The organism is Chryseobacterium camelliae (assembly GCF_002770595.1).
Classification (GTDB): Bacteria; Bacteroidota; Bacteroidia; order Flavobacteriales; family Weeksellaceae; genus Chryseobacterium; species Chryseobacterium camelliae.
Genome location: NZ_CP022986.1, coordinates 3366171 through 3378264 on the forward strand (window position 1 = coordinate 3366171; position 12094 = coordinate 3378264).

The window sequence follows — 12094 nt, forward strand, 5'->3', positions numbered from 1 at the left end:
CGTTTTACATCAATACAACAGTACATTCTACATTATATACCTTATTTAGGGTGGTTTTAGCGGTGGGGCTCACCTGTTCCCATTCCGAACACAGAAGTTAAGCCCACCAGCGCCGATGGTACTGCGACAAGCGGGAGAGTAGGTCGCCGCCAGTTTTTTTATAAACCTCATACAGCAATGTGTGAGGTTTTTTTATGCCCTGAAGTCAGAGAAGAGACAAGAATCAAGAATCAAGAATCAAGAGCCAGGAACCAAGAGGCAAGATGTAAGACACCAGATATCAGATCAAACACAAAGCAATAAAGTACCTGGAGACCGAGCCAACAGAACAGCAGATGAATAGAGAATAGAACAATAGAGGATAGACGGATAGAAGATAGATAACAGAGCCAGGAATCAAGACAGAAATGCTATATCAGAGAGATTAGAGATTACATTTTAATGTTTTACATGAAATATCAGAATGCCAACAAGCAAAGGCCAAAGCATCAGGCATTACTCAGGTCAGATATTATGCTGCCAGCAATTGATATCATCACATCTTCCAGATAATACAGATACCACCAAGCTCATCGCTCGTAACTTATACTCTCAAACTCTAAAGCCCTCAGACTCTAAAGCCCTCAGATTCTCAGACTCTCCAACTCTAGAACAAAAAAGCTCTACAACAAAAAAAGCCCTGCATCAAGCAAGGCCATATTATATCAAAGTTTGTTTCTGTTAAACCTGAATTACACCCAGATTGAACTTTTCTGTAATAGGGGAATGATCTGCCGCTTCAATGCCCATGGAAATCCATTTACGGGTATCTATAGGATTGATGATGGCATCGGTCCATAAACGGGCCGCGGCGTAGGTAGCTTCAGTCTGCTTCTGGTATTTCTTTGAAATGGTATCAACAAGTTCCTTGTGATCTTCTTCGGAGATAACCTTGCCTTGCTTTTTAAGGGTAGATTCCTGGATCTGAGCCAGAACTTTAGCAGCCTGGGCACCGCCCATAACGGCCAGATCTGCCCACGGCCACGCAACAATCAGCCTTGGGTCATAAGCCTTTCCGCACATAGCGTAATTTCCGGCTCCATAAGAGTTCCCGGTAATGACCGTAAACTTAGGAACTACGGAATTAGCTACCGCATTCACCATCTTTGCACCGTCTTTAATGATGCCCCCGTGTTCGGATTTTGATCCTACCATAAATCCTGTTACATCCTGCAGGAATACCAAAGGAATCTTCCGCTGGTTACAGTTGGCGATAAACCGGGTTGCTTTATCTGCAGAATCGGAATAGATAACGCCTCCGAACTGCATTTCACCTTTACCGTTCTTCACCATCTTCCTCTGGTTAGCAATAATCCCTACGGACCATCCGTCTATTCTTGCAGTAGCACAGACAATGCTTTTCCCGTAATCCGGTTTGTATTCGTCATATTCTGACTGGTCTACAAGACATTTGATGATTTCATAAGTATCGTATTGTTCGGCGCGTGAAGCAGGCATGATACCGAAAATATTTTCTGAGTTTTCTTTAGGAGGGAAACCTTCCGTACGGTCGAAACCGGCTTTTTCATAGCTTCCGATGGACTTCATAATTTTTTTGATCCTGTTTAGCGCGTCCTGGTCATCTTTGGCTTTGTAATCCGTAACGCCGGATATAGAACAGTGAGTTGTCGCACCGCCCAAAGTCTCATTGTCAATACTTTCTCCGATTGCCGCTTTTACCAGGTAACTTCCCGCCAGGAAAATAGATCCTGTTTTATCAACAATCATTGCTTCATCGCTCATGATAGGAAGGTAGGCCCCTCCGGCAACACAGCTGCCCATTACGGCAGAGATCTGGATGATCCCCATAGAACTCATCTTGGCATTATTCCTGAAGATCCTACCGAAATGTTCCTTATCCGGAAAGATCTCATCCTGCATCGGCAGGTAAACGCCGGCTGAATCAACCAGGTAGATGATCGGCAGTTTATTTTCCATGGCGATTTCCTGTGCACGCAGGTTTTTCTTACCAGTAATCGGGAACCAGGCACCCGCTTTAACGGAGGCATCATTGGCCACAATAATGCACTGCTTTCCGGAAACATATCCCATCACCACGACAACGCCACCGCTAGGACAGCCACCGTGCTCTTCATACATTTCATACCCGGCAAAAGCACCGATCTCTATAGAATCTGAATTTTTATCAAGGAGATATTCAACCCGTTCACGCGCAGTCATTTTTCCTTCCTCACGCAGCTTCTGAAGTCTTTTTTCTCCGCCGCCTTTCTTTATTTCGGAAAGCAGACGGTTGATTTCAGAAAGCTTTAACCTGTTCTGATCTTCCCTCTTGTTAAATTCAATGTCCATAAATTTCTATTTTGTTGCCTAAAGATACTATTTTTCAAAGAAAATAAGAGGGAAATAAAACAGTTGTTTAATTTGTTGGTTATCAGAATTTTGTGAAATTTTTAACAAAATATTGTTTTTATGTGAATGTTTTTTTTTCTAACTTTACATCAGAGGAAATAAGAGGTGATTCTCTTAGTACTCTAAGTTCCTAGTTTATTTTTTTAATAGTTTATTATTTGAAGGCCCTGAAAGTTGAACAAATTTTCAGGGTTTTTTATTGTTTTTTGGAAAGACTGGTATTTTTTTTCATTTTTGTGTTAAAGAACTCTACCATCAGAGAAAAGAAAATCGCAAAATAAAGATACCCTTTAGGAATAGTTCCCACTTCCTGTCCGAAAAGGCTGAAATGCCCCATGTGGGAAGCCTCTGCTAAGAGCATCACTCCAATGAGAATCAGAAATGAAAGACCGAGGATCTGTATCGTCGGATGGCCATTGACAAACCTGCTGACCGGTCCTGAAAAAAGCATCATAATGGCAATGGAAATAATAACTGCTAAAATCATAATAACCAGCGCTCCGGTATTTCCGAACTCTTTGAAGCTGACAAGCCCGACTGCTGTAAGGATGCTGTCAAAAGAAAAAACAATATTGAGCAGTGCGATCTGTAAGACCGATCCCCAAAGTGAAGTTTTCTTTGCGGAAAGGTGTACTTCTTCATCACCTTCTATTTTATGATGGATTTCAGACACGGATTTATACAGGAGGAACAAGCCTCCCAGAAAAATAATAATGGACTGGCCGGTAATGTACCCGTGAAACCACGACCATTCTAAATTGATCAGAGGCCGGTTGAGCCCTACCACCCATTGGATGCCGAATAACAATGCAATTCTGAAAATCATAGCGAGGAAAAGACCGGTGTTGCGTACTTTACGCTGGTCTTTTGGATCAATCCTGTTGGAGACGATCGAGATAAATACAATGTTGTCTATCCCCAATACAATTTCCAGAAAAGTAAGTGTAAGCAGCGCAAACCATGCATTGGCGGATGAAAACACCTCTAAAAAATCCATAAAAACATTTATTTATAGTAAAGTTATGCTTTTTTTAAAGATTTATAAAATCGATTCGTAAATTTGCATGTTAAAATTTAAAGAGGGGATTTATGCATAAATTAGCACTTTTCAGGCTGCATTTAATTGTATTTTTATGGGGATTTACTGCCATTCTGGGAAAGCTTATTCATGCCAACGCCCAAAATCTGGTATTCTACCGCATGCTCTTTGCTGCTGTATTCCTGTTCGCTTTCATCAGGATCTATAAGAAAGAAAGTATTAAGGTGAGCAAAAAGCTGTTCTTTCAGCTGGCAACCATTGGCTTATCAATGGCCATACACTGGTTCTGCTTTTTTCATTCTATCAAGGTATCTAATGTCTCGATTGCTTTAAGCTGCCTCTCTTTATCAACGTTGTTTGCTTCCATTCTGGAGCCCGTTATATTCAAGAGGAAGATCGATATTTCGGAGGTGATCATGGGAATTGTGATTGTAGCCTGCATCCTCCTGATTTTTAAAACTGAATTCCAATATAAAGAAGGGATCTTTTACGGCGTCCTCTGTGCCATTTTCGGGACGATATTTTCAGTATTCAACGGTAAAATGTTTGGAAAGACCAGCTCAGGAAACATTATTTTTTACGAAATTTTCTGTGGTTGGGCTATATTATTGGTATTTTATTTATTTTCCGGGCAAATTTTTCAGATCAATGAAATAAACTACCGTGATCTTGCGTTAATAGCCTTGTTGGCCAGTGTTTTCACTGCTTTTCCAATGCTTGAATCGGTAAACCTGATGAAATATATTTCGCCATTCACACTAATTTTAACAGTTAATTTAGAACCGGTTTACGGAATTATACTAGCTTTTTTTATCTTTGGCGAATCGGAGCATATGAGCTCCATATTTTATATTGCATCCGGAGTCATGATCCTTGCGATTGTCGTTAACGGATTTATTAAAGCTAAGAAACAGAGAACATTAATCAAGCATAAGCATCAATCTTAAGATGAAAAAATATTTACTACTTGTATTCTCCCTCTTATTTGGGATCTTTCAATCCCAGATTATCAGGAAATATTCCAATGAATTCCTCAATATCGGTGCCGGAGCCAGGGGGTTAGCCATGGGTGGGGCAGTTATTTCCAATCAGGACGACGTCTACTCGCCGATGTGGAACCCGGCAGGAATGATGGCCATCGAAAGGGACTGGCAGGGGGCAGCCATGCACGCCGAATACTTTGAGTCGATTGCTAAATATGACTACCTGGCTTATGCTAAAGTTCTTGAAACAGGCGTTTTCGGAGTTTCGGTCGTACGGCTTGGCGTAGATAATATCCTGAATACGACTCAGCTTATTGATACCGAAGGCAATATAGATTACGATAAAATCACTAAATTTTCCCAGTCAGACTATGCAGCAATTCTTTCTTACGCCTTTAATCCGGCCGGGAATCCAAAGCTCGATGTGGGGATCAATGCAAAAATCGTTTACCGTAATGTAGGTAAATTCGCGAGCGGTTATGGATTCGGGTTTGATGTAGGTGCCATTTATAAAGCAGACAACGGCTGGAGGTATGGAGGGATGCTCCGTGATGCCACTACGACCGTCAATTTCTGGAGTATCAACCAGAAAGAATTATCTACCGTGGTGAATGGGGAAGAATTCAACCCGGCTCCTAAAGATAAGATGGAACTTACCATGCCTAAGCTCAATGTGGGAGCAAGTAAGAAATTCGATTTCAGCAGCAATATCTATGTGCTTCCTGAAGCAGGTTTAAATATCGACTTTGCCAGGACAGCCGCTCTGGTATCGACAGATTTTGCCAGTATCACACCTTATGCAGGAGCTGAACTGGGCTATCAGAAAATGATTTTTGTGAGGCTGGGAGTCAACAGGTTTCAGTCGATCACGGATATAGAAGACCTGAAAAGGAAAGTCTCATTCCAGCCGAGTGCAGGGATCGGGATCAAATACAGAGGGCTTACCCTGGATTATGCCATTACCAACTCCGGGATTGGCGGCTCCAATTTTTACTCCAATTTCTTTTCCCTGAAGCTGGATATGGGTGAGTTCAGAAACGATTAATCAATCCAGACATCATGAAAAAGATTATACTCACCACAGTAACACTATGTTCTGTCCTGGTATTCGGGCAGAAAGTATCCGAGTTCAGGTATGTTTCAGTGCCTCAGAAATTCCAGACCTTCAAGAACAGTTTCGGACTGGAAGACCTGCTGACCAAGATACTGAAAGGAAAGAAATATGTAGTTCTTTCCGGTGATCAGAATTCCTGGCCGGCAGAGGTGAAAGCCAATCCATGCCAGGTGATCAATGCTGATGTCATCAATGATAAAAGCTTTCTGAGGAATAGGGTAATCCTTGATTTTAAGGACTGCAATGGGAAAACCGTCTTGCAATCAAAAGGGACTTCTATGATCAAAGAATTTGAGGAAGGATTTTCTGATGCTTTACAGCAGGCGGTAAAAGAGGTTGCCGTATCAAATCCGGTTGAACATATCAATGGAGTCAGCAGTGTCCAGCCAGAGAAGCCTGTTGCAGCAAGCAGTGTTTCTGAGCCTGTGAAAGCACAGTCCAATTCCGGAACAGGGAAATATACTAATGGTAAAGCAACCGTACAGAAAATACAGATCGATGAAAACCAGTTCATCCTTGCTGATCAGGACAGTTCTGTTCCTTATGCTACCTTCAGAACGACTACAAAAAATGATGTTTTCAGGGTAAAGCTGCAGAATGGTGAATACACCTTAGGATATTATGAAAATGGGAACCTCGTTATAGAAATTCCTCAAGGTAGCGGCAATTATACGAAGGAGATATTTTCGAAAAAATAAATTAAAAATACATAACAGAATACTTAATCCTTAACTCAAACGAAAGAATGAGTTAAGGATTAATTTTAAAAAAAACAACTATGAAAAAGATTTATACTACCTTATTGATCGTATTTTCAATATATTCGTATTCCCAGACACTGAACACTCAGCTGAATGAGATTCATTATGGGGCAGGGAGTTCTCCGTATAATTTAATAAAACTCAATGAGCGTATTGTTTTTGCAGCATCCAGAAATGCGGATGAAGGATTAGAACCTTGGGTTTATAATTCAATAACACAGAAATCGACATTACTGAAAGATATTTTTGCAGGACAAAATAGTGGAATACCTTCCAACTCTATATTTGTAAAGCTGAATAACAAAGTATATTTTTTAGCACAACAAAATTATTCAGGTTATCAGATTTGGGAAACGGACGGAACCCCTGCCGGAACCGTAAAAAGACAGGATATAAATTCTAATTATTCCATTGATGAGTTCGTAGTCGTAGGAAATAAAATTTTCTATTATCAAAATAATGAGCTTTGGACATTTGATACAATCTCGAATAATCTTTCTTTATTAAAAACATTTGAATATTCCGGGAATGTAAAATTATACTCTTACAATAATCAGCTGATCTTTGCTGCAAATGACGGGATTTCGGGTAAAGAAATATGGAAATCCGATGGCACGGTTGCCGGGACTTCTCTGGTGAAAGATATTGTCCCCAACAGCGGAAGCAGTATTTCAAACGATTTTAAAATGCTGACGCTGAACAACGGGAAATTTTATTTCATGGCGAATACGTCAACCGGGTATGCTCTTTATGAAAGTGACGGAACGATGGCAGGTACAAATCCTCTGCTGCCTATGCAGAATTCTCCTCAGTTGGCAGGTGCTTCGGGAGGAGACTATTTTGTCTTTACAGGATTCAGTGCCACAAACGGAGGTTTTGAGCCATGGATCTCAGACGGAACGGTTGCGGGAACAAAAATTTTAAAAGATATCTATCCAGGAACGACCAACTCCATGAGTACCAATCAGAAATTTCTTAAAGTTGGCAATAAAATTTACTTCGACTGCAGTGCAAAAGGAATAAATCCGGGCTATGGCAATTATATCTGGGAAACGGATGGAACGGAAACCGGGACTGTTTTATTCAATACGCCTACCAATAATGTGCTGCATGGGAAAAGCTCGGAAGGGCAGTACTTAATTCTTACAAAGCCCAACGAATGGAATCGTTTCTGGATTACCAATGGAAATCCTTCCCAGACATTTGAAATGTCGGCTTTAGGGATGACGGCTTCCAATGGAGTAGTGGATTTTAATTCAAAACTGTATCTTGCAGGAAGCAGCCCCAAGAACGGAATGGAGTTATATTCTTTGGATCCGTTTGCACAATCAGCTACCCTGGTATCAGACATAAGTAAGTTTGAAAGCAGTTCTCCCCATTCCTACAAATTGCTAAATGATAATCTCGTTTTTATTGCTGCAGATAGAGAGTTCAACAATCAGTTTTATAAGCGAGACAAAAATACCCAGCAGATAACCAGGATTACCAACTTTACAAACGGATCTTTTGGAGGAGGGATGTATACCAATTTTAATGATATGCTTTTTAAAGTCGGAAATTTTCTTTATACTAAAAATAATACGCCCAATCCGGTCAGTGGAATGTACAGAACAGACGGAACTTCTGCAAATTCGGTGGTTATATCCACAGGAAATACCGTAATTTATGATAATTCTTTCTTCGTTAATCTTAATGACAATACATTATTATTTTCCGGATACAACAACGTGCTAGGGACGGAGCTTTGGAAGATTGACAACAATTCCAGTACGGTGGTTTTAGTAAAGGATATTTCAACGGAAAGCATGGGCAGTATGTACAATACCGACCCAAAAACAACGGTATTGAACGGATATGCTTATTTTGTAGCCAAACAGAACGGAAAACTGGGCGTCTGGAAATCTGACGGAACCGAAGCGAATACTACGAAAACCATTCAGGTTAATTTCCAGGACGGATCCGACGGAAACATCAAGGTTGTTGGAAGCTTAAATAATAAATTACTGTATTCCACAAGAAAAGAAGGGTCTACAAATACTTCCAATACAGAGCTTTTTGCTTCCAACGGTGATTTGGCTTCCGCTGTTCTGCTGAAATCTCACAATGAGCTATACAGTTCGTCCAGCATCAATAGCGATACGGAAATGCTTAATAATAAATTGTTTTATGCCGTGAAAGGATATCCTTCCGGGCTATATTCTACCGATGGAACGGTTGCCGGAACAACTCAAGTTTCACCGGTTAATTTTTTCGGTGATATTAGATTTAAAAAATGCGGAAATCAATTGTTTTTCACCAATAACAATTCTACGGAATTGCTGAAAACTGACGGTACAACCGCAGGAACAGTAAGTCTGGGAGCCAACTTTTCTGCGATAAAAGACATGACTTGTGCGAATAATTACCTGTATTTCCTTAATGGAGATTTCCAAAAGGTTTGGAGAAGCAACGGGATTTTGGCAGGCACGATTCCATTGGATATTTTTGTAACAAATGATGACAACCAGTTGTTGGTCAATGAAAATATTTTGAAAATGACTACCGATAATGAAAAATTATTTTTAACCATCTATACAAAGGAGCACGGAAATGAATTATATACAGTCACGGATCCGCTTCCAGTTTATTTAGCAGTGAATGAAGGAATGATAAATGTGAAGACCAATAATCCAAATATTCAGGTATATCCGAATCCTGTTGCCGATGAGTTTTCATTAAAAATTCAGAGCGACGTTAATGTTGAAAGCCTTAAACTATTTGATACCTCAGGTAAGCTGATTAAAGATATTCCGGATTTCAAAGGGAAAGTAAATATTTCAGGGTTGAGTTCAGGAATATATTTCTTAAAGATAAAAACAAACAAAGGCGAATTCTTGAGTAAAATCCTTAAAAAATAAACAATAAAAAGAGACTGTTCGAATAGACAGTCTCTTGATTTTTGTAATTTAAATGTTTAGAAGTTGTTAAACGGTGTTTAATTGTGCCTAATTTTTAAAAACAACTTAATATTTGCTAATTATTTTCATTTGATCGTTATTGATTAAAGAAATCATAAACTACTTTAGCCTTACTTTTTCCTAAAATTTCCTCCAGGGTTTCCAGGTTGGATTCCTTGATCCTCTTGACCGATTTCAGTTTGGACAGGAGCAGCTCTATGGTCTTACTGCCTACACCCGGAATTTCTTCCAGTTCAGATTTTATGGTTGAATTCTTTCTCCTGGTCCTATGGTGCCTTACCCCAAAACGGTGGGCTTCATCCCGGACCTGCTGAAGAATCTTCAGCGTCTCCGATTTTTTATCTAAATACAAAGGAATAGGATCCTCAGGGAAGAAAATCTCTTCCAGCCTTTTGGCGATCCCTACAATGGTGATTTTTCCGTATAATCCTAACAGGCGCAAACTTTTAACGGCTGAAGAAAGCTGGCCTTTTCCACCGTCAATCAGGATCAGCTGTGGCAGGGTTTCACCCTCATCCAGCATCCTTCGGTAACGCCGGTAAATCACTTCTTCCATAGTGGCAAAGTCATTGGCCCCCTCAACGTTCCTGGGATGGAAGATCCTGTAGTCTGCCTTGCTGGGCTTGCCGTTCTTAAAAACCACACAGGCTGAAACCGGATTGGTCCCCTGGATGTTGGAGTTATCGAATCCCTCAATATGCCTGGGTTCTACAGGCATTCTCAGCAGCTTCTGCATTTCTGCCATAATCCTGTTGGTATGCCTTTCCGGATCGATGATCTGTACCTGTTTCAGTTTTTCTACACGGTATTCTTTCGCGTTTTTTTCCGAAAGCTCCACAATGCGTTTTTTGTCCCCGACTTTCGGTACGATCAGCTTTACATTCGGAATTTCGATCGGTAAATGGAACGGAAGTAACACTTCTTTGGAATTTGAATCAAACTTCTGACGGATCTCAATCAGGGCTTCTTCCATAATCTCTTCGTCAGTCTCTTCCAGGATCTTCTTGATTTCTGTGGTAAAACTCTGGATGATATTCCCGTTCCTGATCTTGAAGAAATTCACATAGGCTGCCGTTTCATCACTCGTCATCCCGAAAACGTCCACATCATCGATATTCGGATTCACCACCGTATTCTTAGCCTGGTAATCCTCCAGGACATCCAGCCTTTCCTTGATGATCTGTGCATCTTCAAACTGCAGGTTGGAGGCGTATCGGATCATTCTGTCCGTCAGGTATTCCTTTGCTTTCCGGAAATCCCCTTTGATCATTCCGCGTATCGCATCGATTTTTTCATCGTATTCTTCCTTACTTTCGAGAGCTTCGCAGGGCCCGCTGCAATTTTTGATATGGTATTCCAGGCATACTTTGTATTTGCCTTCTTCTATTTTAGACGGCGCCAGGTTCAGGTTGCAGGTCCTGAGTTTATAGATGTGCTTAATCGTATCCAGTAGAATCCTTGCGGGGCGCACTTTAGCATACGGCCCGTAATATTCGGAACCGTCGCGGATCTTGGTTCTGGTCAGGAAAATTCTGGGAAAATTCTCATTTTTAATGCAGATCCAGGGATAGGTTTTGTCATCCTTCAGCATGACATTATAGAAAGGCTGATGTTCTTTAATAAGATTGTTTTCCAGCAAAAGCGCATCATACTCGCTGTTCACGATCGTGGTTTCCAGCCGCTGGATTTTGCTGACCATAATTCTGGTCCTGTATCCGGGAAGGTTTTTATTGAAATAAGACAGAACCCTTTTTTTAAGATTCTTCGCTTTCCCCACATATAAAAGCTGGTCGTTCTTATCGTAGTAACGATAGACGCCGGGTTCGGAAGGTAAAGTTTTCAGCTGTAATTCTAAGAAAGGATTCATATAACAAAATTACGTAATTTAAAAGCAAGAAAAAAGCCATAGAAATTCTATGGCCGCACAATATTATGTTAAAATTATACTTTATCCGTGGCTCATTTACGTATATTCATGAACCAGGAAACTGAAATAATCCCATTCTACAGAATTCTTAGGATACTTTTTCATGAACTCAGCATTGTCTCCGAACAGGAAATTATACTCATCTTCAAAATCATCCTTATGCAACCACATCACCTTATTGCCTTTCTTCACATAATAGGATTTGATGACGCCTCCGCCAAGCTGAGGGCCGCCACCGAAGGACACACCACCGGTCTCCTTTGCTCTTGGATCATGATATACTGAGATGATATCATCAAATTCAGGATTAATCACCTGCATCAGGAATTCCTGGTCATCCTTTTTGTTTTTCAGGGTACCGTCTGGTTGACAAAATAGATCCTGTCATTATTGGTTCTTTTGGATAACTTTTTGGTGCCGTAGTTTCTGATATTGCCCATGTAACGGGCCACTTTCGCAATTTTCTTAGCATTGCCGGGATATACATACATTTCAGCGATCTGGTCGGCGCTGTAGAGTTCAGGCTTTTTCGTAATGCTGTCCTTGAGGGAGACCTCAAAAATCTGTCCCTTCCTGGTATCGATCTTATTGCAGAATCCTTTATGGATACTTCCATCCTTCAGAATTACCGTTGATGTTTTCTTAGGGGAGGGGATATTGAAGCCTTCGTTGAAAAGGTATTGCTCCATTTTCTTGATTTCTTCCTTTTGGTATTTTACTTTTTGTGCAAAAGCATACATTGCAGCCAGCAACAGGGCAAGGGTAAATGTTTTAAGTTTCATAGTGTATTAATCTGATCTGAAAATCTGCGGTAAAAATAACAAATTATTCTTCTTATGATCAAAAAATGTATGGTATCTGAAATTCGTTTTCCCAGTTAGCCCTAAATGTGTAATTTTAAGAC

9 protein-coding genes and 1 rRNA gene are annotated in these 12094 nt (G+C 40.5%); 5 read left to right on the plus strand and 5 right to left on the minus strand.

The features are described 5' to 3' along the window. The first annotated feature begins 46 nt into the window (after positions 1-46). Positions 47-155: ribosomal RNA gene (gene rrf / locus CGB83_RS15595) — 5S ribosomal RNA — on the plus strand. Positions 156-720: 565 nt separating this feature from the next. Here rrf and CGB83_RS15600 read toward each other — a convergent pair. Then, complete coding sequence (locus CGB83_RS15600; RefSeq protein ID WP_100076635.1) at positions 721-2349, minus strand: acyl-CoA carboxylase subunit beta; 1629 nt, start codon at positions 2347-2349, stop codon at positions 721-723. Positions 2350-2605: 256 nt separating this feature from the next. Beyond that, positions 2606-3406: a TerC family protein gene (locus tag CGB83_RS15605; RefSeq protein ID WP_100076636.1), complete on the minus strand. Its 801-nt coding sequence runs from the start codon at positions 3404-3406 to the stop codon at positions 2606-2608. A gap of 92 nt (positions 3407-3498) precedes the next feature. Between CGB83_RS15605 and CGB83_RS15610 the strand changes: the two genes are divergently transcribed. The 4 genes from CGB83_RS15610 (at position 3499) to CGB83_RS15625 (ending at position 9203) form a co-directional block, all read left to right on the plus strand. Then, complete coding sequence (locus CGB83_RS15610) at positions 3499-4395, plus strand: DMT family transporter (protein WP_100076637.1); 897 nt, start codon at positions 3499-3501, stop codon at positions 4393-4395. A gap of 1 nt (position 4396) precedes the next feature. Further along, complete coding sequence (locus CGB83_RS15615; RefSeq protein WP_100076638.1) at positions 4397-5476, plus strand: putative type IX sorting system protein PorV2; 1080 nt, start codon at positions 4397-4399, stop codon at positions 5474-5476. A gap of 14 nt (positions 5477-5490) precedes the next feature. Further along, entirely contained in the window at positions 5491-6243 is a 753-nt protein-coding gene (locus tag CGB83_RS15620; protein WP_100076639.1) for a hypothetical protein, read from the plus strand. A gap of 80 nt (positions 6244-6323) precedes the next feature. After that, positions 6324-9203 (plus strand): T9SS type A sorting domain-containing protein, encoded by a 2880-nt coding sequence (locus tag CGB83_RS15625; protein WP_100076640.1) that lies wholly within the window; start codon positions 6324-6326, stop codon positions 9201-9203. Between the two features lie 136 nt (positions 9204-9339). Here CGB83_RS15625 and uvrC read toward each other — a convergent pair whose 3' ends face one another. The 3 genes from uvrC to CGB83_RS20465 all read right to left on the minus strand — a co-directional run bounded on the left by uvrC (position 9340) and on the right by CGB83_RS20465 (position 11972). Further along, positions 9340-11130: an excinuclease ABC subunit UvrC gene (gene uvrC / locus CGB83_RS15630; protein WP_100076641.1), complete on the minus strand. Its 1791-nt coding sequence runs from the start codon at positions 11128-11130 to the stop codon at positions 9340-9342. A gap of 96 nt (positions 11131-11226) precedes the next feature. Continuing rightward, positions 11227-11511, minus strand: a complete 285-nt coding sequence (locus tag CGB83_RS20460; protein ID WP_228419960.1) for a hypothetical protein — start codon at positions 11509-11511, stop codon at positions 11227-11229. A gap of 29 nt (positions 11512-11540) precedes the next feature. Next, the gene (locus tag CGB83_RS20465) at positions 11541-11972 is read right to left on the minus strand and encodes a hypothetical protein (protein WP_228419962.1); all 432 of its coding nucleotides are present in this window, start codon (positions 11970-11972) and stop codon (positions 11541-11543) included. Positions 11973-12094 lie beyond the last annotated feature (122 nt).